General features: G+C 76.4%; 21 protein-coding genes. 7 read left to right on the top strand and 14 right to left on the bottom strand.

Annotation, left to right across the window (positions count from 1 at the left end; all coding sequences use genetic code 11):
• Nucleotides 1-6: 6 nt before the first annotated feature.
• The 11 genes from murC to mraZ form a co-directional block, all read right to left on the bottom strand.
• Nucleotides 7-1,458: a UDP-N-acetylmuramate--L-alanine ligase gene (gene murC, locus HLA93_RS06635; RefSeq protein ID WP_222193560.1), complete on the bottom strand. Its 1,452-nt coding sequence runs from the start codon at nucleotides 1,456-1,458 to the stop codon at nucleotides 7-9.
• On the bottom strand, nucleotides 1,455-2,627 hold the full coding sequence (gene murG, locus HLA93_RS06630) for an undecaprenyldiphospho-muramoylpentapeptide beta-N-acetylglucosaminyltransferase (protein WP_222193559.1): 1,173 nt from the start codon (nucleotides 2,625-2,627) through the stop codon (nucleotides 1,455-1,457). Before murG ends, murC begins: the two co-directional genes overlap by 4 nt.
• Nucleotides 2,624-4,321, bottom strand: a complete 1,698-nt coding sequence (gene ftsW, locus HLA93_RS06625) for a putative lipid II flippase FtsW (RefSeq protein WP_222193558.1) — start codon at nucleotides 4,319-4,321, stop codon at nucleotides 2,624-2,626. The genes murG and ftsW overlap by 4 nt, the downstream gene beginning before the upstream one ends.
• A gap of 6 nt (nucleotides 4,322-4,327) precedes the next feature.
• Complete coding sequence (gene murD, locus HLA93_RS06620; protein WP_308127981.1) at nucleotides 4,328-5,767, bottom strand: UDP-N-acetylmuramoyl-L-alanine--D-glutamate ligase; 1,440 nt, start codon at nucleotides 5,765-5,767, stop codon at nucleotides 4,328-4,330.
• Nucleotides 5,764-6,843 (bottom strand): phospho-N-acetylmuramoyl-pentapeptide-transferase, encoded by a 1,080-nt coding sequence (gene mraY / locus HLA93_RS06615; RefSeq protein WP_222193557.1) that lies wholly within the window; start codon nucleotides 6,841-6,843, stop codon nucleotides 5,764-5,766. Before mraY ends, murD begins: the two co-directional genes overlap by 4 nt.
• Nucleotides 6,840-8,285, bottom strand: coding sequence for a UDP-N-acetylmuramoyl-tripeptide--D-alanyl-D-alanine ligase (locus tag HLA93_RS06610; RefSeq protein WP_222193556.1), 1,446 nt, complete (start codon nucleotides 8,283-8,285; stop codon nucleotides 6,840-6,842). The genes mraY and HLA93_RS06610 overlap by 4 nt, the downstream gene beginning before the upstream one ends.
• Nucleotides 8,282-9,835: a UDP-N-acetylmuramoyl-L-alanyl-D-glutamate--2,6-diaminopimelate ligase gene (locus HLA93_RS06605; protein ID WP_222193555.1), complete on the bottom strand. Its 1,554-nt coding sequence runs from the start codon at nucleotides 9,833-9,835 to the stop codon at nucleotides 8,282-8,284. The genes HLA93_RS06610 and HLA93_RS06605 overlap by 4 nt, the downstream gene beginning before the upstream one ends.
• A gap of 95 nt (nucleotides 9,836-9,930) precedes the next feature.
• Nucleotides 9,931-11,799 carry a peptidoglycan D,D-transpeptidase FtsI family protein gene (locus HLA93_RS06600; protein WP_308127980.1) on the bottom strand — a complete coding sequence of 623 codons (1,869 nt, stop codon included), beginning with the start codon at nucleotides 11,797-11,799 and terminating at the stop codon, nucleotides 9,931-9,933.
• A 3-nt stretch (nucleotides 11,800-11,802) separates the two neighbouring features.
• A complete protein-coding gene (locus HLA93_RS06595) occupies nucleotides 11,803-12,456 on the bottom strand; it encodes a hypothetical protein (protein ID WP_222193554.1) in 654 nt (217 codons plus the stop codon).
• 73 nt (nucleotides 12,457-12,529) lie between these two features.
• A complete protein-coding gene (gene rsmH, locus HLA93_RS06590) occupies nucleotides 12,530-13,504 on the bottom strand; it encodes a 16S rRNA (cytosine(1402)-N(4))-methyltransferase RsmH (protein WP_222193553.1) in 975 nt (324 codons plus the stop codon).
• Between the two features lie 419 nt (nucleotides 13,505-13,923).
• On the bottom strand, nucleotides 13,924-14,358 hold the full coding sequence (gene mraZ, locus HLA93_RS06585; protein WP_222193552.1) for a division/cell wall cluster transcriptional repressor MraZ: 435 nt from the start codon (nucleotides 14,356-14,358) through the stop codon (nucleotides 13,924-13,926).
• Nucleotides 14,359-14,584: 226 nt separating this feature from the next.
• On the opposite strand from mraZ, the gene HLA93_RS06580 reads away from it, so the two are divergent.
• The 4 genes from HLA93_RS06580 (at nucleotide 14,585) to HLA93_RS06565 (ending at nucleotide 20,439) form a co-directional block, all read left to right on the top strand.
• Nucleotides 14,585-15,640, top strand: a complete 1,056-nt coding sequence (locus tag HLA93_RS06580) for an AAA family ATPase (protein ID WP_439957957.1) — start codon at nucleotides 14,585-14,587, stop codon at nucleotides 15,638-15,640.
• Between the two features lie 25 nt (nucleotides 15,641-15,665).
• A complete protein-coding gene (locus HLA93_RS06575) occupies nucleotides 15,666-17,015 on the top strand; it encodes a DUF58 domain-containing protein (protein WP_222193551.1) in 1,350 nt (449 codons plus the stop codon).
• A complete protein-coding gene (locus tag HLA93_RS06570) occupies nucleotides 17,012-19,366 on the top strand; it encodes a transglutaminase family protein (protein ID WP_222193549.1) in 2,355 nt (784 codons plus the stop codon). The genes HLA93_RS06575 and HLA93_RS06570 overlap by 4 nt, the downstream gene beginning before the upstream one ends.
• 116 nt (nucleotides 19,367-19,482) lie before the next feature.
• Complete coding sequence (locus HLA93_RS06565; protein ID WP_222193548.1) at nucleotides 19,483-20,439, top strand: ribose-phosphate diphosphokinase; 957 nt, start codon at nucleotides 19,483-19,485, stop codon at nucleotides 20,437-20,439.
• Nucleotides 20,440-20,515: 76 nt separating this feature from the next.
• Here HLA93_RS06565 and HLA93_RS06560 read toward each other — a convergent pair whose 3' ends face one another.
• Together HLA93_RS06560 and dinB are read right to left on the bottom strand one after the other, a co-directional pair.
• On the bottom strand, nucleotides 20,516-20,953 hold the full coding sequence (locus HLA93_RS06560) for a DUF3040 domain-containing protein (protein ID WP_308127979.1): 438 nt from the start codon (nucleotides 20,951-20,953) through the stop codon (nucleotides 20,516-20,518).
• A gap of 132 nt (nucleotides 20,954-21,085) precedes the next feature.
• Nucleotides 21,086-22,321, bottom strand: coding sequence for a DNA polymerase IV (dinB, locus tag HLA93_RS06555; protein ID WP_222193547.1), 1,236 nt, complete (start codon nucleotides 22,319-22,321; stop codon nucleotides 21,086-21,088).
• Nucleotides 22,322-22,520: 199 nt separating this feature from the next.
• Between dinB and HLA93_RS06550 the strand changes: the two genes are divergently transcribed.
• From HLA93_RS06550 to HLA93_RS06540, 3 genes are read left to right on the top strand one after another with little or no spacing between them, the layout of a single operon-like run.
• A complete protein-coding gene (locus HLA93_RS06550) occupies nucleotides 22,521-22,793 on the top strand; it encodes a BatC protein (RefSeq protein ID WP_222193540.1) in 273 nt (90 codons plus the stop codon).
• A gap of 2 nt (nucleotides 22,794-22,795) precedes the next feature.
• On the top strand, nucleotides 22,796-24,127 hold the full coding sequence (locus HLA93_RS06545; protein WP_222193539.1) for a cupin domain-containing protein: 1,332 nt from the start codon (nucleotides 22,796-22,798) through the stop codon (nucleotides 24,125-24,127).
• On the top strand, nucleotides 24,105-25,094 hold the full coding sequence (locus HLA93_RS06540) for a sucrase ferredoxin (protein ID WP_308127978.1): 990 nt from the start codon (nucleotides 24,105-24,107) through the stop codon (nucleotides 25,092-25,094). The genes HLA93_RS06545 and HLA93_RS06540 overlap by 23 nt, the downstream gene beginning before the upstream one ends.
• Before the next feature lie 18 nt (nucleotides 25,095-25,112).
• Here HLA93_RS06540 and HLA93_RS06535 read toward each other — a convergent pair whose 3' ends face one another.
• A complete protein-coding gene (locus HLA93_RS06535) occupies nucleotides 25,113-26,279 on the bottom strand; it encodes an alkaline phosphatase family protein (protein ID WP_439957955.1) in 1,167 nt (388 codons plus the stop codon).
• Between the last annotated feature and the right edge of the window lie 16 nt (nucleotides 26,280-26,295).

The raw sequence follows: 26,295 nt of genomic DNA, 5'->3' as shown, positions 1-26,295 counted from the left end.
TCCGGCTCACCGCACCGGCCCCGGCTCGTCTCCCGTCGCCTCCGGTGCCGCCAGTGCGGTCAGCACCTCCGGCCCGACCATCGACACGTCACCGGCGCCCATGGTCACCACGACGTCACCGGGCCGGGCGCGCGCGGCCATCGCCGGTGCGGCCGCCGACCAGGACGGCTCGAACGCCACCCGGCCGGGGGCCAGCGGCACCGCGTCGGCGACCAGCGCACCGGTCACCCCGGGCACCGGGTCCTCGCGGGCGCCGTAGACCTCCATCACCACGACCTCGTCGGCCAGGCTCAGCGCCCTCCCGAAGCCGGCTGCGAACTGGGCGGTGCGGCTGTAGAGGTGCGGCTGGAAGAGGACCAGCAGGCGCCCGGAGCCGACGACCGCGCGCGCGGCGCGCAGCTGCGCGGCCACCTCGGTCGGGTGGTGGGCGTAGTCGTCGTAGACCCGCACCCCGGCCGCGGTGCCCTTCAGCTCGAACCGCCGGTGGACGCCGCCGAAGCGGCCCAGCCCACCGATCAGCCCGGCGGCCGGCAGGCCCAGCTCCAGCCCGGCCAGCAGTGCCGCGGCGCTGTTGAGCGCCATGTGCTCACCCGGCAGCTGGATGTGCACCTCGCCGAGCACCCGGCCGTCGAGGACCGCGGTGTACCGGGTGCCGTCGGCGGCGACCCGTAGGTCGGCCAGCCGCAGGTCGGCGTCCGGGTGCTGCCCGTAGGTGCGCACCCGGGCCCCCGCGCCGACGCCGGCCAGCCGGGCCGCGCCCGGGTCGTCCAGGCAGAGCACCAGGAAGCCGCCGTCGGCGACCGTGCCGACGAAGGTGTCGAAGGCCGCCTCGACCGCGGCCAAGTCGCCGTAGTTGTCCAGGTGGTCGGCCTCGACGTTGGTCACGATCGCCCCCAGCGGGGCCAGCAGCAGGAACGACCGGTCGCTCTCGTCGGCCTCGGCGAGGAAGACGTCACCCTGCCCGGAGTGGGCGTTGGAGCCCGACTCGTTCAGCGTCCCGCCGATGGCGAAGGACGGGTCGACCCCGCAGGCCTGGACGGCGACGGTGAGCATCGACGTCGTCGACGTCTTGCCGTGCGTGCCGGCCACGGCGACGCTGCGCCGGCCGGCCATCACCGCGGCCAGGGCCACCGCCCGGGGCAGCACCCGCAGCCCGCGCTCACGGGCCGCCAGCAGCTCGGGGTTGTCGTCCCGGATCGCGGTGGACACCACCACGGTGGCGGCCTCGCCCAGGTGCTCGCCGGCGTGGCCGACCACCACCCGGGCACCGAGGGCGGCCAGCGCGCGCAACGCCGGGGACTCACGGCGGTCGCTGCCGGAGACCGGCACACCCCGGGCCAGCATGATCCGGGCGATCCCGCTCATCCCGGCGCCGCCGATGCCGATGAAGTGCACCGCGCCGAGGTCGTCCAGCGCCGGGATGGGGCCGCGCCAGGCGGCGACGTCGTCGGCGCTCACCGGCGTCGCACCCCCTGGCCGGCGACCTGCAGCACGAGGTCGGCGAGCCGCTCGTCGGCGTCCCGGGAGCCGGCGGCGGCCGCGTGCCGGGTCAGGCCGGCCAGCTGCCGCGGGTCGGTGAGCAGGGGCACCAGCTGGGCCTCGATCCAGGACGGCGACAGGTCGGCGTCGGCCACCAGCAGCCCACCACCGGCCTCCACCACGGGCAGGGCGTTGAGCCGCTGTTCACCGTTGCCGATCGGCAGCGGCACGAAGGCGGCCGGCAGCCCCACCGCGGACAGCTCGGCGACGGTGACCGCGCCGGAGCGGCACAGCGCCAGGTCGGCCGCGGCGTAGGCCAGGTCCATCCGCTCCAGGTAGTCGACGACGACGTACGGGGCCGCGCCGGCCGGGCGGGCGGGCACGGCGACGTCGGTGTTCTTGGGCCCGCGGGCGTGCAGCACCTGCACGCCGGCGGCGGTGAGCGCGTCGGCGGCGGCCACCGCGGCCCGGTTCAGCGAGGCGGCGCCCTGGGAGCCGCCGAAGACCAGCAGCGTGGGCCGGTCGGCGTCCAGGCCGAAGGCCGCGCGGGCCTCCGCCCGCCGTGCGGCGCGGTCCAGCCCGCTGATCGAGGTGCGCAGCGGCATGCCCACGTGCTGCCCACCGCGCAGCGGGGTGCCGGGCACGGTGACCGCGACGGCCGCGGCGACCCGGGCACCGATCCGGTTGGCCAGCCCGGGCAGCGCGTTCTGCTCGTGCACCACGACCGGCACGCCGGCCCGGCGCGCGGCCAGGTAGGCCGGCAGGGCGACGTAGCCGCCGAAGCCCACGACCACGTCGGCGTCCAGCTCGCTGAGCAGGGCCCGGGTCTCGGCGACCGAACGCCGGACCCGGCCCGGCACCCGCAGCAGGTCCGGGGTGGGCTTGCGGGGCAGCGGCACCGGGGGGATGAGCCGCAGGTCGTAGCCACGGGCCGGCACCAGCCGGGTCTCCATGCCCCGGGCGGTGCCCAGGCAGGTGACCCGGGGCGTGCCGCCGGTGGAGCCACTGCGCCGGGTGAGGGCGTCGGCGAGGGCCAGCATCGGCTCGATGTGCCCGCCGGTGCCGCCGCCGGCGAGCACGACGGAGACCGGGCGGTCGCCGGTCGGCTCAGCCGCTCCGGCGCCGGGGGCGGACTGGGGGGAGGTCACAGGGGACGTGGCCGTTCCGTTCTCGGGGGGCGGGGCCGGGCGACCGGCCGCGCCCGCGCGGCGGGGGGTTCACCGGGCCCACCGGGGTCGCGGGGCACGTCGCGGAGGACGGGCCCGGCACCCGGGGGCCGGTTGCGGACGGTCGGACGGTCACCGGCGGGGAGCCGGCCGCGCCCAGTCTGCCGCTGGACCGCACCCCGGCGCGCGTCCGGGGCGCCGGCCCACGGACCCGGGGCAGCCCGCCGGGGGTCCGGGCGGGGTTCCCGGGCGCCGGGACGCACGGCCAGCTGCTCCTGGGTGCGCAGCCCGGGGACCCGGGTGACCGTGCGACCGGGACGCCACCCGGACGGGTCGGTGCCCGGCCCGGGACGCGCGCCGGGCCCCGGCCGCACCGGCCGGCGCCGGCGGGAGGGCACCGGGTCGACGGCGGCGGCCGGCACCGGCAGCAGCAGCCGGGCCAGCCAGCCGCGGCGGACGTGCCGCTGGTGGGCGATCGCGGCCGGCTCGGACCGGGCGAACCGGGCCAGCAGCCCGATCACGAACAGGGTGAGCACCAGCGACGTGCCGCCGGCGGAGATCAACGGGAGCGTGACACCGGTGACCGGCAGCAGCCCGACGACGTAGCCCATGTTCATCGTCGCCTGGCCGACCAGCCACACCGTGATGGCGATGCTGGCCAGCTGCACGAACCGGTCGGTGGAGCGGCGGGCGATCCGGAACCCGGCCCAGGCCAGCATCGCGTACAGGCCGATCACCACGAGGCAGCCCAGGAAGCCCAGCTCCTCACCGATGATGGCGAAGATGTAGTCGGACTCCGCGTGCGGCAGCAGGTTCCACTTCAGCGCGCTGTTGCCCAGGCCCACGCCCCACACGCCGCCGGTGGCCAGCGCGTAGAACCCGCGGATCGCCTGCATGCCGTCGCCCAGGGGGTCGGCGAACGGGTCGAGGAACGAGGTCACCCGGGCCATCCGGTACGGCGCCACCGCGACCATCAGCGCGACCAGCGCCGCCACCAACGCGACCGCGCCGGCGATGTAGCGGCGGGACAGCCCACCGGCCCACATCAGCCCGGCCACGACCAGGCCGAGGCTCACCACGGCGCCCATGTCCGGCTCGGCGAGCAGCAGCAGGCACATCAGCACGAAGACCGGGATGACGGGGACCAGCAGCGACTGGGTGGTCATGTACCGCTCGCGCAGGGCGAGGACGTGAGCGCCCCACAGCGCGAAGACCAGCTTGGCCAGCTCCGAGGGCTGGAAGTTGGTGAAGCCCAGGTCGAACCAGGCCCGCGAGCCGTTGAGCTTCAGCCCGATGCCCGGGACCAGCACCAGGAGCAGGAGGAGGAAGACCAGCAGCATCCCCCGGCCTGACCACTGCCGGATGCGCCCGACCGGCAGCCGCATCGCCACGAGCATGCCGGCCAGGCCGATCCCGGCGAAGGTCAGCTGCCGGACGCCGGGCAGCCAGGCCGGCTGGCCGGAGGTGGCCGCCTCGATCGAGGAGGCGGAGAAGACCATGACCAGACCGATGGCCAGCAGCATGCCGGCCGAGCCGAGCACCAGGTGCGAGCTGGTCATCGGCCCGTCGAGCCAGGCCGGGCCGCGGAAGCGGGCGGCCAGCCCGGCGCGGGGCGCTTCGGCGGGTTCGGGCGGGCGGGCGGGCACGGCCCGGCGGTCCCGGGTGGTCGTGGCCATCCCGGGTCAGCCCAGCGCCCGGACGGCGGCGGCGAAGGCCCGGCCGCGGTGGGCGTAGTCGGTGAAGACGTCCATCGAGGCGGCCGCGGGCGCCAGCAGCACGGTGTCCCCCGGCCGGGCCAGGCGGACGGCGGCCGCCACCACCTCACCCATCACCCGGTCCCCGTCGGTCCCATCCGTCACAGCGTCATCGTCGCCGCTGGGGACCACCGTGCGCGGGACCGACGGGGCGTGTCGCGCCAGCGACCGGGCCAACTGCTCGCGGTCCCGGCCGAGCAGCACCACCCCGGCCAGCCGGTCGGCGACCGCGGCGACCAGCGGGTCGACGTCGGCGCCCTTGAGCAGGCCGCCGGCGATCCACACCACCCGCGGGTAGGCGGCGAGCGAGGCGCCGGCGGCGTGCGGGTTGGTGGCCTTGCTGTCGTCGACGAAGTCCACGCCGTCCACGCTGCCGACGAGCACGTTGCGGTGGGCGCCGCCGCGGAAGCCGGCCAGGCCGCGACCGACCGCGGCCGCGTCGACGCCGGCCGCGCGGCCGAGGGCGGCGGCGGCGAGGGCGTTGACCGTGTTGTGCGGCCCGCGGACCTGCAGCGCGGCCAGCTCCACCAGCACCTCGCCGGCGGGCTCGGCGCTGAAGGCGCGGTCGACCAGCGCCCCGGCGCGCACCCCCAGCTGGCCGCGCGCCGGCTCGTCGAGGGTCACCGTGACCGGGTGCCGGTGGGTGGCGACGACCGCGGACGCCACCGGGTCGCCGGCGTCGGCGACCGCGACCGGCGCCAGCCGGACCAGCTGGGCCTTGGCGTCGCGGTAGGCGTCGAAGGAGCCGTGCCAGTCGACGTGGTCGTCGGCCACGTTGAGCACGCAGGCGGCCTCGGGGGCGATCGAGGAGGACCAGTGCAGCTGGAAGCTGGACAGCTCCACGGCGATCGCGTCGTAGGCGGGGCTGCCGTCGGCGGTGCGGGCGGTGACCACCTCGACCAGCGGCCGGCCGACGTTGCCCGCCGCGACCGCCCGCCGTCCACCGGCGAGCAGCACCTGCTCGAGCATGGTCACCGTCGTCGTCTTGCCGTTGGTGCCGGTGACGGCGTACCAGGGCGCCGGCTGCCCGCCGGGGCCGGCGATCCGCAGCCGCCAGGCCAGCTCGGGCTCGCCGACGACCTCCAGGCCCCGGGCAGCCGCGGCCACCAGCAGCGGGGAGTCCGGCCGCCAGCCCGGCGAGGTGACGACCAGGTCGACCCCCTCGGGCGGGGCGTCCACCGGGCCGAGCCACCGGGCACCGGCGGCGACCAGCTCGGAGAGCACGGCCGGCTCCGCGGCGTCGGTGAGCAGCACCTCGTCGCCGCGGGCCAGCAGCACGCGCGCGGCCGCGGCGCCGGAGACGCCCAGCCCGGCCACCAGCACGGTGCCGATCGGCTGCTGCCCGCTCTGCTCCATCGGTGCGCTCACAGCCCGGCGAAGGCGAGCCAGTCGGCGTAGAACAGCCCCAGCCCGAAGGCGACCGCCATGCCGGTGACCAGCCAGAACCGGACGATGACGGTGTTCTCCGCCCAGCCGGCCAGCTCGAAGTGGTGGTGCAGGGGCGCCATCCGGAACACCCGCCGCCGGGTGGCCCGGAAGAAGCCGACCTGGATGACCACCGAGAGGGTCACCGCGACGAAGAGCCCGCCGAGCACCACCAGCAGCAGCTCGGTGCGGGTGACGATCGCCAGCCCGGACATCAGGCCACCGAGGGCCAGCGAGCCGGTGTCGCCCATGAAGATCCGGGCCGGGGAGGTGTTCCACCACAGGAAGCCCAGGCAGGCGCCCATCGCCGCGGCGGCCACCAGGGTCACGTCCAGCGGGTCGCGCACCGTGTAGCAGCCGTCGACGAGCTCACCGGCGCAGTCGTGCCCGAACTGCCAGAACGAGATGATCACGTACGAGGCGAAGACCATCGCGGAGCAGCCGGCGGCCAGCCCGTCCAGGCCGTCGGTGAGGTTGACCGCGTTGGAGAAGCCGGCGATGAAGAGATAGGCCAGCGCGATGAACAGGAACGCCGGCAGCGTCAGCGGCGCGATGTCCCGGACGAAGGAGACCGCCGTGGTGGCCACGGCCGTGCCGTTCTCGTCGTCGGCCATCAGGGCGAGGACGGCGAAGGTCACCCCGACGACCAGCTGGCCGACCAGCTTGGCGGTCTTGTTCAGCCCGAGGCTGCGCCGGTAGCGGATCTTGAGGTAGTCGTCGAGGAACCCGACGGTGCCCAGGCCGATGAGCAGGAAGAGCAGCAGCAGCCCGGTGGCGGTGACCCCGCGCCCCTCCTGGTTGATCAGGAACAGGTGGGCGACCAGGTAGCCGAGCACGGTGGCCAGCACCATGACGGTGCCGCCCATCGTGGGCGTGCCCTTCTTCGACAGGTGGCTCTCCGGCCCGTCGTCCCGGATCTCCTGCCCGAAGCCGTGCCGGCGGAAGGCCTTGATCGCCAGCGGGGTGACCAGGATCGAGATGATCAGCCCGACGGCGGCGGCGACCAGCACCGACTTCACGCGGTCACCTCCGAGCCGCCCGAGCCCAGCAGCTCGGCGGCGAGCTCCTCGAGCCCGTAACTGCGCGAGGCCTTCACCAGGACGACGTCGCCCGGGGCCACCACCTCGGCCAACAGCCGCGCTGCCGCGGCCCGGTCCGGCACGTGCACGCTCGTCTCCTGCTCTCCCCCGTGGCTGTCTGCTGTGTCGCTGCCGGCGTCCTGCGCGCCACGCTCGGCCAGCGCACCGGTGTGCACGCCGAGGGCGTCCGGGCCGACCGCGACCAGCAGGTCGACCCCGGCGCGCACCGCGTCCCGGCCCAGCCGGGTGTGCTCTGCGTCGGCGGCGGGCCCCAGCTCGCCCATCGCGCCGAGGACGGCGATCCGGCGGCGGCCCGGCAGCCGGACCAGCGCCGCGAGCGCGGCCCGCATCGACTCGGGGTTGGCGTTGTAGGCGTCGTTGACCACCGTCACCCCGTCGGCGCGCCGGGTGACCTCCATCCGCCAGCGGCTGCGCGGCCCGGCCGCCGACAGCGCGGCGGCGACCTGCGCGGGGGTCATCCCGGCGGCCAGCGCGGCACCGGCCGCGGACAGCGCGTTGGCCACCTGGTGGACCCCGACGACCTGCAGGGCGACCGGGTGCTGCTCGCCGCCGGCCAGCAGGGTGAACCGGGTGCGGGCGGCGTCGTCCAGGGTCACGTCGGTGGCCCGGACGTCGGCGTCGTTCTCGACGCCGGTGGTCACGACGGCCGCCCGGGTGCGGGGCGCCATGCCGATCACCCGCGGGTCGTCGGCGTTGAGCACCGCGGTGCCGTCGGCGGGCAGCGCCTCGACCAGCTCGCCCTTGCTCGTGGCGATCACCTCGGCGCTGCCGAACTCGCCGAGGTGCGCCGAGCCCACGTTGAGCACCACGCCGACGTGCGGCCGGGCGATCCGGCAGAGCCGGGCGATGTGCCCGGGACCGCGCGCGCCCATCTCCAGCACCAGGTGCCGGGTGCCGGCGTCGGCGGTGAGCACGGTCAGCGGCAGTCCGATGTCGTTGTTGAAGGAGCCCTGCGGGCTGACGGTCGGGCCGGCGGTGGCCAGCACCTGACCGAGCAGGTCCTTGGTGGAGGTCTTGCCCGAGGAGCCGGTGATGCCGATGGTGACCAGCCCGCCGTCGACCAGCCGCCGGTGCACCGCCCCGGCCAGCCGGCCCAGCGCCTCGACCGGGTCGGCGACGACGACGCAGGGCAGCGCGGGGTCCGGCCGGGTGCTGAGTGCGGCCACCGCGCCGGCCGCGGCGGCGGCCGGGACGAAGTCCGCCCCGTCCACCCGCTCCCCCGGCAGCGCCACGAACAGGTCCCCGGCACCGACGGCGCGGGAGTCGACCAGCACCGCGCCGGAGACGGTCAGGTCACCGGGCCCACCGACGAGCTCACCGCCGACGGCCTCGGCCACCTCGGCCAGCGTCAGCGCGATCACGCCGGCACCGTCCCGGCGGTCAGCAGCTCCCGCAGCACCGCACGGTCGTCGAAGGGCAGCACCTGACCTCCCACCTCCTGGCCGGTCTCGTGGCCCTTCCCGGCGACCAGCAGGGTGTCACCCGGGCGCGCGAGAGCGACGGCCGCCGCCAGCGCGGCGCGCCGGTCACCGATCTCCAGCACCTCGGCCCGTTCCCCGGCGGGGACGTCGTCGACGCCGGCCCGCATGGCGCTGCGGATCGTCGCCGGCTCCTCCGACCGCGGGTTGTCGTCGGTGATCACCAGCACGTCGCTGCCGGCCGCGGCCGCGGCGCCCATCGCCGGCCGCTTGCCCGGGTCCCGGTCACCACCGCAGCCGAGCACCGTGACCAGCCGCCCGGTGGTCGCCCCGCGCAGCGCCCGCAGCGCCGTCGCCACGGCGTCGGGGGTGTGCGCGTAGTCGACGACGGCCATGAACGGCTGGCCGGCGTCCACCGGCTCCATCCGGCCGGGGACGACGGTCTCGGCCAGTCCTGCGACCGCGGTCTCCACCGGCACGCCGACGGCGTCCAGCAGGGCGACGGCGAGCACCGCGTTGGCGACGTTGAAGCTGCCGGGCAGCCGGAGCCGGGCCGGCCAGCTGCGGCCACCGGGGCCGTGCAGGGTGAAGGTGGACCCGCCGGAGGGAACGCCGGCCACGTCGGTGGCCCACCAGTCGGCGGCCTTCCCCGCGGTCGAGACGGTGACCGTGCCGGGCCGGACCAGCCGCCGCCCGGCCGGGTCGTCGACGTCGACGACCTCGACCGCGGCGCGCCCGTCGAAGAGCAGCGCCTTGGCCCGGAAGTAGCCCTCCACGTCCCCGTGGAAGTCCAGGTGGTCGCGGGAGAGGTTGGTGAACCCGGCGGCGGCGAACCCGACGCCGCCGACCCGGCCCTGCACCAGCGCGTGGCTGGACACCTCCATCACCACCGCCTGCACGCCAGCCTCGACCATGGTGGCCAGCAGGGCGTGCAGGTCGGTGGCCTCCGGCGTGGTGCGCACGCTGGGCAGCTCGGTGGTGACCGGCGCACCGGCGGCGTCCCGGCCCCGGGTGCGGGTCTGCACGGTGCCGATCAGGCCGCTGGGCAGCCCGGCAGCGGCCAGCCCGGCCTCGACCAGGTAGGCGGTGGTGGTCTTGCCGTTGGTGCCGGTGATCCCCACGACGCGCAGCTGCTCGGTCGGCCGGCCGTACACCCGGGAGGCGACCGCGCCGAGCACGGCCCGCGGCTCCGGGGTGACGCACACCGCCAGCCCGGTCGCCCGGGCCTCGGGCTCACCCGCGGGGTCGGTGAGCACGGCGACCGCGCCCCGGGCGGCGGCGTCGGCGGCGTACCGGGCCCCGTGGGTCCGGGCGCCGGGCAGCGCCGCGTAGAGGTCGCCGGGGCGGACCTCGCCGGAGGCGAGGGTGACACCGCGGACGGTCACGTCGGCCGCCCCCTGCACGGGGGCGCCGAGCAGGTCGGCGAGGTCGCGGAGCGGGAGCGGGCGGTTCCCCGCTGGCCGGGGCACCGACCCTGGCACGGTCGAGGTCACGTCGGTCCAATCTACCGGCGCGGGCCCGGTCGGCCCGGTCACCCGCCGGGCCCGTGTCGCCGGGGCCGGTGGGCCGGCCCCGACGCTGGTCGGGGTCAGGGGACGGTGAGGGTGAAGTCCGGCCGCGCCGAGCCGGAGGGGACGACGCCGCCGGACATCAGCGCGTACCGCATGACGTCGGCGAACAGCGGGGCGGCGACCTGGCCGCCCTCGGCGTCGCTGGTGGGCCGTTCGAGGTCGACGGCGACCACGTACTGCGGGTCGTCGGCCGGTGCGTAGCCCACGAAGGTGGTGAAGTAGCCGCCACCGGCGTAGCTGCCGGTCTCCGGGTTGGCCCGCTGCGCGGTGCCGGTCTTGCCGGCCACCCGGAAGCCGTCGACCTCACCGAGGGGCGCGGTGCCGCCGGGGCCGACGACGGCCTCGAGCATGTAGGTCAGCTGGTCGGCGGTGGACTCGCTGACCACCCGGACGCCCGCCGGCTGCGGCGTGTCGGTCACCGTGCCGTCCGCGGCGGTCAGCGACGAGACGATCCGGGGCGGGATGCGCACGCCGTCGTTGGCCAGGGTCTGGTACACCGAGGCCATCTGCAGCGTGGTCACGGAGATGCCCTGGCCGATCGGCACGTTGGCCGCCCGGGCGGGGCTCCAGTCGGCGGAGCCCTGCAGGATGCCGGCGCTCTCGCCGGGCAGCTCGATGCCGGTGGTCGACCCCAGGCCGAAGGCGCGCAGGTAGCGCTCGAACGTGCTGTCCCCGACCTCGCGGGCCAGCATGATCGACCCGACGTTGCTGGACTTGGCGAGGATCCCGGTCAGCGTGAAGTCGATCGGCTCGTGGTCGTGGGCGTCGGTCACCACGACGTCCCCGGCCTGGATGTGGCCGTCGACGGTGAGCACGGTGTCCTTGGTGGCCTTGCCCTCCTCGATGGCGGCGGCCAGCGTGACCGCCTTCATCACCGAGCCGGGCTCGTACACGTCGGAGACCACCGGGTTGCCCAGCAGCGCGGGGTCGGTCGTGTTGTAGCTGCCCGGGTCGTACCCGGGGCAGGAGGCCAGCGCCGCGACCTCACCGGTGTGCACGTCGAGGGCGACCGCGGAGGCGGAGGTGGTGGCCTCGTCGGCGCAGGCGTCGTCCAGCGCCTGCTGGACGACGAACTGCAGGTCCTCGTCCAGGGTGAGCTGCACGGTGCTGCCGTCGGTGGCCGGCCGGGACTCGTTGATCCCCGAGGGGATCGGGTTGCCGCTGCCGTCGACCTCGACCCGCTGGGCACCGTCGGTGCCGGCGAGCTCCTCCTCGAAGACCTGTTCGATCCCGGCCAGCCCGTTGCCGTCCTTGCCGACGAAGCCGACGACCTGGCCACCCACGGCACCGGCCGGGTACAGCCGCACCGGGTCGTCCACCAGCACCAGCCCACCCTGGGTGTTGGCGGGCAGCTCACGGATCTGGTCGGCGATCTCGGTGGAGACCTCCTCTGCCAGGACGACGTAGCGCCCGTCCCGGGTCAGCTTCTCGGTGAGCTCGTCCACCGGCACGCCCAGCAGCGTGGTCAGCGCCAGCGCGGTGCGCGTCGGGTCGGCGACGACGGTCGGGTCGGCGGTGACCCGGACGGCGTCGACGGAGTAGGCCAGCACCTTGCCGTTGCGGTCCACGATCTGCCCGCGGACGGCCTCGATCGGGTAGTTCCGGAGCCGGTCCTTCTCCGCGGCCAGCTGGAGCGCGGCGCCGTCGACCCCCTGCAGGACGACGAGCTTGCCCACCACGACCACCAGCAGGGTGATCAGGAAGGCCAGGCCCAGCCGGTTGCGCCGGTCGCGCTCGACCGTGCCCAGGGCCGGCCGGCGCCGACGAGGGCCGGGGTCGCGGCGCGCCCGCAGCGCGTCACCGCGACCCGCCGGGCCGGTGGACCGACCACCGTCCCCCCGGGGGGTGGTGGGGCGGATCGGCGGAGGAGGGCCAGCGGAGCGCACGGATCAGTTCCCGGGGGTCGGCGACGAGGGTCCGTCGGTCTCTGTCTCGGTCTCGGTCGAGGGCTCGGGCTCGGGTGCCGGTTCGGCGGCGCCGACGACCACCGAGGTGCCGTCGGGCTGCAGCACCAGGTGGGCCGCTGCCCCCGGCTGGACCAGCCCGGCCGCCGCTGCGGCGCGAGCCAGTTCGGCTGCGGTATCGGCAGCGACGACCTGCTGCTCCAGTCGAGCGACCTGCTGGGCCTGCTCGGCGTTCGCGACCCGCTGCTGGGTGGCCTGCAGTGAGTCGACGGCGATCGCGGTGTTCAGCAGCAGCAGACCCAGGGTGGTGGCGACCAGCAGGCCGACCAGCAGGGCGACGAACGGCGCCCGGCGGGTGCGCCCGGCCGGGCGGCGGTTGCGGGACCGGCCGGGGGTGCGGGCCGGGGCCGGGGGCACCAGGCGCAGCTGCGCGCCGGCGGTGATCGGCCCGGTGCGCCGGGTCGAGGAGCTGCGCGGCACGTGCACCGGGCCGGTGGTGGTGCGCGGGCCGGTGGCACGGGCGGTCGTGGCGCGGGCGGGTGCGGGGCTGCTGCGGGTGGCGCCGGTGCGGGAGGAGGTGGCCCGTGCCGCCGTCCGGGGGGTGCTCGGGCGGGGCACGGCCCGCGCGGGCTGGCTCATGGGTGCTCCTCGCGGACGGTCGTGGGCTGGGTCGGTGCTGCGGTCGTCGGGGCGGGGGCGCCCGGGTGTCCGGTCACGGCCGCCGGACCCGCTCGGCGGCGCGGACCCGCGCGGAGGCGGCGCGGGGGTTGGCGGCGAGCTCGGCCTCGCCGGGCGCCTCGCCGCCGCGGGTGACCAGCCGCAGCACCGGCGCGTGCTCGGGCATCGGCATCGGCATGCCCGGCGGGGTGCGGTCGGTGGCCTCGGCCGCGAGGGTCTGCTTCACGATGCGGTCCTCGAGGGAGTGGAAGCTGATCACGGCCAGCCGGCCGCCGACGGCGAGGGCGTCGATGGCGGCCGGGAGCGCGCGGTTCAGGACGCCCAGCTCGTCGTTGACCTCGATCCGCAGCGCCTGGAACGTCCGCTTGGCCGGGTGCCCGCCGGTGCGGCGGGTGGCGGCGGGGATGGCGTCGCGCACCAGCTCGGCCAGCCGGGCGGTGCCGGTGAACGGCTCGCGCTCGCGCTCGCGCTCGATGGCGGCGGCGATCCGGCCGGCGAAGCGCTCCTCGCCGTAGACCTTGAGCACCCGGGTCAGCTCGCCGCGGGAGTAGGTGTTCACGACGTCGGCGGCGGTGCGCGGGCCGGTGGGGTCCATCCGCATGTCCAGCGGGGCGTCGGTGGAGTAGCTGAACCCGCGGGTGGGGCGGTCCAGCTGCAGGGAGGAGACGCCCAGGTCGAAGAGGACGCCCTGGACCTCGGGCACGCCCAACCGGTCGAGCACGTCGGGCAGCTCGTCGAAGACGGCGGGCACCAGCGTGGCGCGGTCGGCGTGCCCGGCGGCGGCGATGCGGGCGGATGCCTCGGCGCGGGCGTCGGGGTCGCGGTCCAGCCCGATCAGCCGCAGGCCGGGGTGCGCGCCCAGCAGCGCCAGCGAGTGACCGGCCAGGCCGAGCGTGCAGTCGACCAGGACGGCGCCCTCGACGCTCAGTGCCGGGGCCAGCAGCTCGGTCACGCGGTCGAGGAGGACGGGGACGTGCAGCGCGGGCCCGGTGGGCTCGGGGCTGCTCATCGACGGGCTCCTCTGTGCTGCTGCCGGGTCTGGGCGGGCTCGTGGACGGGCGGTGTCGGCGGCCCCTCTGTGGGGCCGGCCGGTGGGGCGTTCGGGTGGGTGGGGCGGAGTGGGGCCGGTGGAGCCGGGTGGAGCGGGAGTGGGGCGCGGACCGGGTCCTGCCCTGGCCCGCCGCCCCGCAGGGCCCGCCTGGCGCCGGGGAAGCGGTACCAGGAGGAGCCCTGCTGGGGCGGCTGGGCGGGTGGGGCGGTCCTGCCGTCGTGCGGTGGTGCCGTGCGGTGGGCGTCGAGCCGGGGGGAAGTCGGCTCGGTGCCCGGTCCCGACCGAGCCGGGGGGAAGTCGGCTCGCTCGGGGAGTTCTGGGGCGGTGCTGGGGGTGGTGCGGTCTCGGGGGCGGTCGGTGGGGCTGGGTGGGGCGGGTCAGGACAGGGTCGGCATCCCCTCGCTCTCCATCGCGGCGAAGATCGCCTCCTGCTCGGCCACGTAGGCGTCCCAGGTGGTGGCGTCCCAGATCTCGAAACGGGTGTCGACACCGACGACCACGACGTCGCGGTCCAGGCCGGCGTACTCCCGCAGGCTGGCGGGGAGGGTGATCCGCCCGGTCTTGTCCGCCTCGACCTCGACCATCGAGCCGAAGCTCATCCGGGCGTGCATGCGGGCGGCGTTGGTGTCGGCGGGGGCCATCGCCTTGAGGGCGGCGCTCTGCTCGGCGACCCGGGCCATGGTCAGCCCGTAGATGCAGCGTTCCTGGCCCTTCTTGATCACCATCCCGTCGGCCACGAGCTCGCGGTAACGGACCGGCAGGGCGAGCCGGCCCTTCTCGTCGAGACGCAGGGGGTAGCTGCCGACGAACACCGGATCACCCCCCGCATCTGTCCTCCTCTGGCTGTGCCGACCCCCATCCGTGGGGTCGGCCTCCCCATTGCGCGACACACTAACCCACTGGCCCCCACTGGACACCACTTCGCCACGTGTCGCCCCCTCCTCCCCACCGCGCCCCACGGCGCCCACCACGGAGCTCCCCGATCACCGGAACCGGATCGGCCGCGCCCGGAGCTGATCAGCACGTACCGTGGGCCGGGTGACGGAGGGCACGGCAGAGCTGCGGTCGGGTCGGGGTGCCACGGAGCTGACCTCCGCGCCCCCGGACGGCACCGGCCCGCACGCCGCAGAGACAGCAGTGCACGACCAGCCGGAGGTCGACGTCGCCGCCGCCGGCGCCCGGCTCGCCGAGGCGATCGGCCGGGTGGTCGAGGGCAAGCCCGACGTCGTCCGGCTGGCGCTGGTCGTGCTGCTGGCCGAGGGCCACCTGCTCATCGAGGACGTGCCCGGGGTCGGCAAGACGACGCTGGCCAAGGCGCTGGCCCGCACCATCGACGGCACGGTGCGCCGGATCCAGTTCACCCCGGACCTGCTGCCCAGCGACGTCACCGGTGTCGCCGTCTACGACCAGGAGTCCCGGGCCTTCGAGTTCAAGCCCGGCGCCGTCTTCGCCAACGTGGTCGTCGCCGACGAGATCAACCGCGCCTCGCCCAAGACCCAGTCGGCGCTGCTGGAGTGCATGGAGGAGCGCCAGGTCACCGTCGACGGCGTCACCTACGAGCTGGCCCGGCCGTTCATCGTGGTGGCCACCCAGAACCCCCAGGAGATGGAGGGCACCTACCCCCTCCCCGAGGCCCAGCGCGACCGGTTCACCGCCCGGGTCTCGATGGGCTACCCCGACCGGGACGCCGAGCTGGCCATGCTCGACGAGCGGGCGACCACCGACCCGCTCACCGCGCTCTCCCCCGTCATCGACGCGGCCGGCGTGCGGGCCCTGGTCGCCGCGGTGGGCCGGCTGCACGTCGCCGAGCCGCTGCGCCGCTACGTGGTCTCGCTCGTGGAGGCCACCCGCCGCTCCCCCGACCTGCGCCTGGGTGCCTCGCCGCGAGCCGGCCTGCAGCTGCTGCGCGCCGCCCGTGCGACCGCGGCGCTCGCCGGCCGCGACCACGTGCTCCCCGACGACGTCCAGGCGATGGCCGTGCCGGTGCTGGCGCACCGGCTGCTGCTCACCCCCGACGCCGCGCTGGCCCGGCGGGACACCCAGCGGGTCGTGACCGACCTGCTCGCCGCCGTGCCCGTCCAGCGCGGCCACTGACCCGGCTCCCGCGCAGGAACCCCGGATGGCCCGCACCCGGCTCGCCGACGCCGCCTCGTCCCTGACCCTGCGCGGCCGCTGCCTGGTCGCCGCCGGGATCACGCTGGTCCTGCTGGGCGCGCTGCTCGGTGAGCGGGCCCTGGTGCAGCTGGCGCTGTTCGTGCTGGCCCTCCCGGTCGTCTCGGCGATCGGCGTGGCCCGGCAGCGCTTCCGGGTCGCCACCCGGCGCACCGTGACCCCGGCCCGGCTGCCCCGGGGCGGCACGGCCGACGTGCTGCTGGAGGTGGCCAACACCGACCGCCGTCCCGGAGGACTGTGGCTGCTCACCGAGCAGCTGCCCGCCGAGCTGGGCACCCGGCCCCGGTTCGTCGTCGAGCGGCTGTCCAGCGGGGCCACCGCCCCGCTGCGCTACCGGCTGCACGGCACCCACCGCGGGCGCTTCTCCCTGGGCCCGCTGCGGCTGCGGCTGGTCGACCCCTTCGGGCTGGTGCTCCGCACCGCCGCCGGCAGCGACACCGCCGCCCTCCTGGTCGTCCCCCGGGTGCGCCCGCTGCAGGGCAGCGGCTCGCTGACCGGCGCCGGCGGGTCCGGCGGGGAGGGCGCCCGGCGGTCCATCGCGGTGCACGGCGAGGACGACGTGAGCACCCGGGAGTACCGCTACGGCGACGACCTGCGTCTGGTGCACTGGCGCGCCACCGCCCGCACCGGCGAGCTGATGGTCCGGCTGGAGGAGCGGCCCTGGCGCGCGGCGGCCACGCTGTTCCTGGACGGGCGGGCCACCGGGCACCTGCTCGGCGGCCAGGTCGCCGCCACCACCGACCCGGCCGCACCGCAGGACACCCTGGAGTGGGTGGTCGAGGCGGCCGCCAGCATCGGCACGCACCTGCTGCGCCGCGGCGCCGGGCTGCGCGTGGTCACCGACGCCGGCGAGCTCACCCCCGCGCTGGGGCACGGCCAGCTGGGACCGGAGGAGCTGCTCGAGCGGCTCGCCGTCCTGGGCGGCTCCCGCTCCCCCGGCCTGCACGCGGGCACCGAGGCGATGCGCCGGTCCTCGGTCGAGGGCCCGGCCATCTGCCTGCTCGGCCTGGTCGACCCGGACGACGTCTCGGCCCTGGCCCGGTCCCGCTCCGGCCCGGGCACCGACGTGGCCGTGCTGGTCGACCCCGCCGGCTGGCTGGACGCCGGCGCGACCCGGGGCCGCCGGCCGCTGAGCCCCGCCGCGCGCGCCGAGCTCTGCACCCGGCAGGGCCAGGCGGCCGACCTGCTCCGGGCCGCCGGGTGGCAGGTGGTCCTGGCCGGCCCGGACCGGCCGGTCGAGCAGGTCTGGGCCCAGCTGGGCGCCGCGCCGTCCACCGGCGGGCGGGTGCCGGCATGACCCGCCCACCCGACGGGTCGTCCCGGTCCCTGGACACCGGGACGGGCACCGCACTGGCCGCCACCGTCGCGGTCCTGCTCGGCGCCCTCGCGCTGGACCCGGTGTTCGCCGCCCGCACCTGGATCGCGCCGGTGACGCTCGCCGTCCTGGCCGTCGGCCTCGGCGGCGCCGCGCTGCGGGCCGGCCTGGCCAGACTGGTCGACCCCGACGGCGGCCGGCTGGCCCTGGCAGCCGGCCGGCTGCTGGTGCCGGTGGGGCAGCTGGCCCTGGTGCTGGTGGTCCTCACCGTGGTCTTCACCCCCGAGCACGCGCTCGCCGGGGTGGTGCCCACGCCGGGCAGCCTGGCCGACCTGGGCGGTGTGCTGGGCGACGGCGCGGCCGAGATCCGGGAGCAGGCCACGCCCGCGCTGCCGCTGACCGGCCTGGTGGCACTGACCTCGGTGTTCGTCGCGCTGGTGGCGCTGGCCGTGGACCTGCTCGCCGTCCCCGCCCGGCAGCCGGCGCTGGGCGGGCTGGGCCTGCTGGTCCTGTACTGCGTGCCGGTCAGCACCGTCACCGGCGACGTCGCCTTCGTCTCCTTCGCCGCGCCGGCCGCCGGCTTCGCCGTCCTGCTCTGGGCCGACCAGCGGGGGCGGCTGATCGGCAGCGCCCGGGGCGGCAGCGGCTCCCCGCTGGGCACCGGCACCCTCCCGGCGCTGCGCACCGGCCTCGTCGCCCTCGTCGCCGGGGTGCTCCTGCCGGCCGTCGTCCCCACCCTGTCCGAGGGGTCGCTGGCCGCGGGGATGGGCGGGGCCGGCACCGGCGACGGGGTGGGGACGGCGCTGGACCCGGTCGCCGAGATGCAGGGCCAGCTCACCCTCCCCGACCCGATCGACCTGCTGCGCGTCGACTCCTCGGTCGAGGACCCCGGCTACCTGCGGGCGGTCGCGCTCGACGAGTACGACGGGGACGAGGGCTGGCACCTGAGCAACCTGGACGGTCAGCTGTCGATCGCCGACGACGGTGCGCTGGCGCCGCTGTCGGCGGCCCAGACCAGCCGTCGGGTGACCGCCGCGATCACGGTGCTCGAGCACGACGACCGCTTCCTCCCGCTGCTCTACTCGCCGCTGTCGGTGCGGGTGCAGGACGCCGACGACGAGGACTGGCGCTTCGACCAGGACGCCCGGACGGCGTTCGGCCGGGACACCACCACCGGTGGGCTCTCCTACCGGGTCACCGCCGAGCAGCCGGAGCCCTCCGTGGCCGAGCTGCAGGCAGCCCCGCAGACGTCCGAGGACGCCGACGTGCAGCAGCGTTACACCGAGCTGCCGGCGCTGGACCCCAGCGTCACCCTGCTGGCCGACGGGCTGACCAGCCCCGAGCAGACCCCCTACGAGCGGGTGCGCGCGATCCTGGGCCTGTTCACCGACCGGGCCAACGGGTTCACGTACTCGCTGTCCACCCAGTCCGGCACCACCGGGGACGACCTCGCCGACTTCCTGCGGCTGCGCCGCGGCTACTGCGAGCAGTACGCCGGCGCGATGGCGGTGCTGGTGCGGGCCGCCGGCGTGCCGGCCCGGGTCGTGCTGGGCTACACGCCCGGCCGCGAGCGTGGCGAGGACGGCCACCGGGTGGTGACCACCGACGACGCGCACGCCTGGGTCGAGGTGTGGTTCGACGGGCTGGGCTGGATCCCCTTCGACCCGACCCCGATCGCGGCGAACCGGGCGGTGCCGCTGCCCTGGGCTCCGCGGTCGGAGGCGATCGCCGACGCGGTCACCGACCCGGCCACCCCGTCCGCCGAGGCCCCGGTGCCGGCCGGGCCGACGGCCACGCTGGACCGGGACGACCAGCAGGTGCCACTCGCCGTGCCGGCCGGCGCCGAGCCCGCGTCGCTGCTCCCCTGGCTCGCCGGGGCCGGCGGCGTGCTGCTGCTGGTCGCGGTGGCCGGGGTGCCGCTGCTGGCCCGGCGGCGGGTGCGCCGGGCACGGCTGGCCGACGGCCGACCGGCCGCCCTGTGGGACGAGCTGCTGGACACCACCACCGACCTGGGCATTGAGGTGGCCGGCGCCTCGACCCCGCGCCAGCTGGCCCGGCAGCTGGCCGAGCGCCTCTCCGGTGCCGAGCCGGCCGCGGTCGCCGGGCTGCGGACCCTGGCCCTGGCCGAGGAACGGTCGGTCTACGGCCCGCCCACGGACGCACCGGGGCCCGACCCGGCGCTGACCGAGGCCCTGGGCACCGTCCGGCGGGCACTGCTTCGCTCGGCGACGCGGCCGCAGCGGCTGCGGGCGGCCTGCTGGCCGGCGTCGACGCTGGCCGCCGCGGCGCGCTGGGTCACCGCGCACACCCCACGCCCGCTCCGCCCGGCCTGAGGCGGCCGCTCCACCCGTGCGGGCGTCACCCGCTCCGACCGGCGGGCCGGCGCGGGTCCTCGTTACGGTGGCGCCGGCGGCTGCCGCCGTCGTCGTCCGCACCCCCGGAGCGCCCCTTGCGTGAGATCGCCGTGTTCGCCGGAAGTGCCCACCCCGAACTGGCCGCGGAGATGTGCGCCCAGCTGGGCGTGCCGCTGCTCCCGGTGCGGACCACCCGGTTCGCCAACGACTGCCTCGAGGTGCAGCTGCAGGCCAACTGCCGGGAGCGCGACGTCTTCCTGGTCCAGCCGCTGGTGACGCCGGTGCAGGAGGCCCTGGTCGAGCTGCTGCTGATGATCGACGCGGCGCGCGGCGCCTCGGCCGGGCGGATCACCGTGGTGATGCCGCACTACGCCTACGCGCGCTCGGACAAGAAGGACGCCCCGCGGATCTCCATCGGGGGCCGGCTGATCGCCGACCTGATGGTGGCCGCCGGGGCGGGGCGGGTGCTGGCGATGACGCTGCACTCCCCGCAGGTGCACGGGTTCTTCAGCGTCCCGGTCGACCACCTGCACGCGCTGCGGGAGCTGGCCGACCACTTCCGCACGCTGGACCTGTCCCGCACCACCGTGGTCTCCCCCGACCTGGGCAACGCCAAGGAGGCCGCGGCCTTCGCCCGCCGGCTCGGCGTGCCGGTGGCGGCCGGGGCGAAGCAGCGGTTCGCCGACGACCGAGTGAGCATCAACGCCATCATCGGCGACGTCGCCGGCCGGGACGTGATCGTCCTCGACGACGAGATCGCCAAGGGCAGCACGGTGCTGGAGCTGATCGACCGGCTGCGCGACGCCGGCGCCCGGTCGATCCGGGTGGCCTGCACCCACGGCTTGTTCGCCGCCGGCGCGCTGGACCGGATCGGCGCCCAGCCCGACGTGCTGGAGATCGTCTGCACCAACACGGTGCCGGTGCCGGCGGATGCCTCGGAGAAGCTCACCGTGCTGTCGGTCGCCCCCGCGCTGGCCCAGGCCGTGCAGCGGATCCACGACGGCGAGTCCGTCAGCGCCCTGTTCGACACGGTGCCCACACCAGAGGGCTGACCGGCCCAGACACCGCAGCCGCCGTCCCGGGTGGGACGGCGGCTGCGGTGTGCTGACGGGCGGGCCCGGTGCGCGGCTACTGGTCGTAGCGGCGGCGGAAGCGTTCTTCGAGGCGGTTCTTCATCGGCTGGCGACGGGCCTTGGCAGCCCGCGCCCCACCTGCGGCGGGGCGGCCGGCCGGCCCGGGGGCGTTGCCGGTCTCGACGGCGCCGGTGGCCGACTTGTAGTTCAGGACGCCGAGGACGGCACCACCGAAGGCGATGAGGAAGCCGAGGACGCCCAGGAAGACGTTGGGCACGGCCACACCACCGACCACGACGGCCAGGCCGACGACGACGAGGAGAGCGCCCAGCTGCAGCTTGCGGCGGGCCTTCTGCCGGCGGTCGCCGGTACGGACGGTCGAGGCGAACTTCGGATCGTCATCGACGAGGGCGCGCTCGATCTGCTCCAGCAGACGCTGCTCGTGCTCGGAGAGCGGCACGTCGACCTCCAGGTGCGCAGTGCAATCAGCCACCGGCGGCAGTCCGCCCGCGGTGACACCGAGGATACGAGCCGTTGGCGGGCTGCGAAAGGCGAGTTGCCCTCGACACACCCGTTGGTGCCCCCGATCGCCTTGCCGGGGGGTGCCGCGAGGCCGACCAGCAGGTCAGCGACCGGTTCCCCGGGATGGGTCGCGCACGACCGGACCGGCTCCCGGGACGTGCCGCCGGCCCAGCAGCGTCGCCGGCCGGACCGCCCCCGCGCCGAAGCGCCGGGCGGCCCGGTCCGCGGCCAGCTCGGCGTCCCGGCGGCCGTGCTCGCGCGCCCCCAGCTCCAGCTGCCGGGCGGTGGCGTCGGCCTCCACCAGCCCCTCGGCCCGCACCCCGACCAGCCGGATCCGGGCCCGGTCCAGCCCGAGGGCGTCGAAGAGGGTGCGGGCGGTGTCGTACAGCTCCTGGCCCACGTCGGTGGGGACCTTGAGGGTGCGGGAGCGGGTGATCGTGGTGAAGTCGGCGAAGCGGACCTTGAGCGTGACCGTGCGGGCCAGGTGCCCGGTCGAGCGCAGCCGCCCCGCCGTCCGCTCGGCCAGGTGCAGCAGCTCCCGGTGCACCACCTGCGGGTCGTCGACGTCGGTGCCGAAGGTCTCCTCCGCCCCGGTCGACCGGTCGGGCTCGTCGGGGACCACCCGGCGGGGGTCGCGCCCCCAGGCCAGCTCGTGCAGGTGGCTGCCGGCCGCCTGGCCCACCGCCCGCTGCAGGGTGCGCGCCGGCACGTGCGCCAGGTCGCCCACCGTCTTCAGCCCCAGCCGCAGCAGCACCTCCTCGGTCTTGGCGCCGACGCCCCACAGCGCCCCGACCGGCAGCGGGTGCAGGAAGTCCATGACCTCGGCCGGCGGCACGACCAGCAGCCCGTCGGGCTTGGAACGGGTGGAGGCCAGCTTGGCCACGAACTTGCTGCCGGCCACCCCGACCGAGCAGGTGATCCCCTGCTCGTCGTAGACCCGGGCCCGGATGTACTCCCCGATCTCCACCGGCCCGCCCAGCCGGCGACCGGCACCGGCGACGTCCAGGAACGCCTCGTCCAGGCTCAGCGGCTCCACCAGCGGGGTGATCGAGCGGAACAGCGCCATCACCGAGCGGGACACCTCGGTGTAGAGGGCCAGGTCGCCGGGGAGCACGGTGGCCGTCGGGCACAACCGCAGCGCCCGGGAGGTCGGCATCGCGCTGCGCACCCCGTAGCGGCGGGCCTCGTAGGTGGCCGAGGTGACCACCCCGCGGTTGCCCACCCCGCCGACGATGACCGGGGTGCCGGCCAGCTCGGGGTGCCGGCGCACCTCGACGCTGGCGAAGAAGGCGTCCATGTCGACGTGCAGCACCGTGCAACCGGTAGCGCGTCCGGACACCTGACACCCCCACCCCTCGTGGTCGAACAGGTGTTCGACTCGTCGAGGACAGTAGCCGGTCCGGCCGCCGCGGTGCGGTCGCCACACCCCCGGTGTCACGGGTCGGGCAGTTCCACAGGTGTGCGAATTCGATCTTCGCGGTAGAACTCCCCCGGGTGGCCGTCGTCCGGCGGCCACGACCTCGACGATCGGAGGAGCCATGGCGCTCGACGACGACGACATGACCAGCACGGAGGGCCCCGCCGACGGCGGTGCCGAGGGCACGCCGGGTCAGCACGACGGCGGTGCCGATGGTGGCGCCGACGGCGGTGCGGATGGCGGCGCTGATGGTGGCGCCGACGGCGGTGCCGATGGTGGCGCGGACGGCGGTGCCGACGGTGGCGCCGACGGTGGCGCCGAGGGTCCGGCCGACTCGGGTGCCGGTGGCGGCACGCCCGGGCAGCACGACGGTGGCGCGGACGGCTCGGCCTGACCGTGCTCGACCCTGAGCTGCAGGACCGGGCGCCGTCCTCTTCCGAGGGCGGCGCCCGCCCTGCGTTGCGCCGCTGCATCCGGGTCGACCCGGAGGTGTTCGCCACCGAGCACTGGTCCCGCCGCCCGCTGCTGTCCACCGCCGCGGAGCTCGGCGGCACCTTCACCGACCTGCTGGACCTCGAGGCCGTCGACGAGCTGCTGAGCACCCGCGGGCTGCGCACCCCGTTCCTGCGGATCGCCAAGGACGGCGCCGTCGTCGACGCCAAGCGGTTCACCAGCCCCCAGGGCGCCGGCGCCGAGGTCGCCGACCAGGTCTCCTCCGACGCGGTGCTCCGGCTGTTCGCCGAGGGCAGCACCGTCGTCCTGCAGGGCCTGCACCGGCTGTGGCCGCCGCTGATCGACTTCGCCGGCCAGCTCGCCGCCGACCTCGGGCACCCCACCCAGGTCAACGCCTACATCACCCCGCCGTCCTCGCGCGGGTTCTCCCCGCACTACGACGTGCACGACGTCTTCGTGCTGCAGGTCGCCGGTGAGAAGCACTGGACGATCCACGAGCCGGTGCTCCCCGACCCGCTGCGCACCCACCCCTGGGCCGACCGCGCCGACGAGGTCGCCGCCGCCGCGCAGCGCCCGCCGGTCATCGACGCCGTGCTGCGCCCCGGCGACGCCCTCTACCTGCCCCGCGGCTACCTGCACTCGGCGGTGGCGCTGGGTGAGATCAGCGCGCACCTGACCGTCGGCGTGCACTCGGTGACCCGGTGGGGCGCGGTGGAGTCGGCGCTGGACCTCGTGCGCACGCTGGCCGCCGACGACCCCACGCTGCGCGGGTCGCTGCCGCTCGGCGTGGACCTGGCCGACCCCGCCGCCACCGCCGACGACGTCGCCGCGGTGCTGTCGGGCCTGCAGCGCTGGCTGGGCGAGGTCGACCCGGCGGCCGTGGCCGACGCGCTGCGGGCCCGCACCTGGGCGCAGGTGCGGCCGGCCCCGGTGTCGCCGCTGGCCCAGTCCAGCGCGATCGCGGCGCTGTCCGCGGACACCGTGCTGCAGGTGCGACCGCTGCTGCGGGTCCAGCTGCGCGAGCCGGACGGCGACCGGGTCGCCCTGGTGGCCGGCCGGCGCACCCACGACCTGCCGGCCAGCACGCACCCGGCACTGGCCGCGCTGCTCGCCGCGGGTGAGATGGAGGTCGGCGACCTGCCCGGCCTGGACGCCGCCGACCAGCTCACCCTGGCCCGCCGCCTGGTGACCGAGTCGATCGCGATCGTCCCGGGCGCCCGGCCGGGCGGCGCCGCAGAGCACGATGGGACCCGTGACGACCGCACCGAGGCCTGAGCCCACGGAGGTCGACCCGCAGTTCTGCCAGGACGCCGGGGAGGCCACGGCTCCGCGGCCCAGCCCGGTGGGCCGGCTCGACGACGTCCGCTGCTCGGTGCAGGCGCTGCTGCGCGGCGACTCCCCCATGGCGACCGCGCCGCCGGCCCGCCGGTGGCTGCTGGTGGAGCAGCCGGGCCCCTGGGGCCGGGACGCGCTGCTGGAGTCCCGGTTCGACCACCGGGTCGCCTCCCGGCTTGCCGCCCGGGCCCGCGAGCTGGGCATGCGGATCCAGATGGTGCGCCGGCCCGGTGAGCGGCTGGCCGACTCCGGCCGGCGCTGGGCCGTCGCCGACACGACGCCGGGGCAGGAGACGGTCCGCTGGTCGACCCGGGACTCCGATGCCGAGCTGCTCGACCGGCCCTGGGACGGGTCGGTCGGGGAGCCGACCCAGGTGCCCACCTACCTGGTCTGCACGCACGGTGCGCATGACGTCTGCTGCGCGGTGCGGGGCCGGCCGCTGGCCCGGGCGCTGCCCACCGGCGGCGTCCCCGCCGACGTCTGGGAGACCAGCCACCTGGGCGGTGACCGGTTCGCCGCCAACGTCGTCGTCCTGCCCTGGGGCTTCGTCTACGGCCAGGTGCCCGAGGACGGCGAGCAGCTGCTCGCCGCGCACGCGGCCGGCCAGGTCGCGCTGCCCTGGCTGCGCGGCCGGGCCGGTGTCGCACCGGCGGCGCAGGCCGCCCAGCACCACGCCCGGTCCGAGCTCGGGCTGCTGGGCGTGCACGAGCTGGCCACCCGGCGGGTGCGGGCACTGGAGGCACCGGCGGGCGTCGAGCGGTTCGAGGTGACGCTGGCCGGGCCGGCCGGCGACGTGGTGGTCACCGTGGAGAGCCGGCTGTCCGCCGAGGCGCACCGGCTCACCTGCGCGGCGGCCCAGCCCGGCCGCTGGCGCACCTGGCACCCGCTGTCCCTGCAGGCGACCTGACCCTCAGCGCAGGGCTCGTCAGGTCAGGGCACGGCCGCGGGCGGCCAGCAGGGGGACCGCCAGCTCCACCGGGGTCAGCGAGCCGTGGTAGGCGGTCAGCACCGAACCGTGCGGCTCCTGCGTGCCGGCGGTGAACGCCCAGGTGCCGCGGGCGAGGGCGACGACGTCACCGATCCGGCCGGCGAGCGCAGGGTCGACGTCGCCGAAGACCCCGGTGGCGATCGCCTCGTCGCGGCCGGCGACCCAGCCGCGGTGGCCGATCACCGAGCGCCAGGCGGCGAGCACGTCGTCGGCCGCGCCGGGCTCGGCGTGCACGTAGCGGGCCCGTGGTTCACCGGCCAGCAGCGAGACGCCGTCGAGCAGGCCCGGCTCCTCGTCGACGTCCAGCCGGGTGGAGTCGGGCACGTCGAGCATCCCGTGGTCGCCGGTCACCAGCAGGACGGCGTCCTCGGGCAGGCCGGCGGCGAGCTGCTCGACCAGCCGGTCGACGATGGCCAGCTGCGCCCGCCAGCTCGGTGAGTCGACGCCGCGCAGGTGGCCGGTCAGGTCGAGGTCGGCGGTGTAGCCGTAGACCAGACTGCGGTCACCGGCGCGGAGGGCCGCGTGCATCCCGGCGACCAGGTCGCCGGCGGTGTACGCGTCGGCGTAGTCGGCGCCCCGGTAGGCGGCGCGAGTCAGCCCGGAGCCGCGGAAGCTGTGCGGGCCGACCGCGGTGCAGGACACCCCGTGGGCGGTGGCCTGCTCGAAGACCGTGGGCTGCGCCTGCCACTGGCGCGGGTCGGGGTCGTCGCCCCAGTGCACGTGGTTGAGGGTGCGGGCCTCCCCGGGCACCGCGGTGACGAAGCCGAGCACGCCGTGGCTGCCCGGCGGCAGGCCGGTGCCCAGGGTGGTGAGGCTGACCGGGGTGGTGCTCGGGCAGGGGGCCGACAGCACGCCGGCCGGGGTGCCCAGCGCATTGAGCACGGGCGCCTCGTGCGGATGGGCAGCCACCAGGTCGGCGCCGAGCCCGTCGACCAGCAGGACGGCGACCCGGCGGGCACCGCCGAGGGCCGGGGTCAGGTCGAGCGGGTCGGCCGGCAGGTCGCCGCGGTGCACCGGCACCCCGAGCGCGGCGGCGACGCTGGGCAGCACGTCGGCGAGGGTGTTCGCGCCGTAGGCAGGCACCCCGAACTCGTCGGGCAGCACCATGACAGCCGGGCCC

Origin of the sequence: Modestobacter italicus, from assembly GCF_019799965.1 — a bacterium.
GTDB lineage: Bacteria > Actinomycetota > Actinomycetes > Mycobacteriales > Geodermatophilaceae > Modestobacter > Modestobacter italicus_A.
Note: the sequence above shows the minus strand (reverse complement) of the source record. Positions and strands in the feature narration are given on the sequence as shown.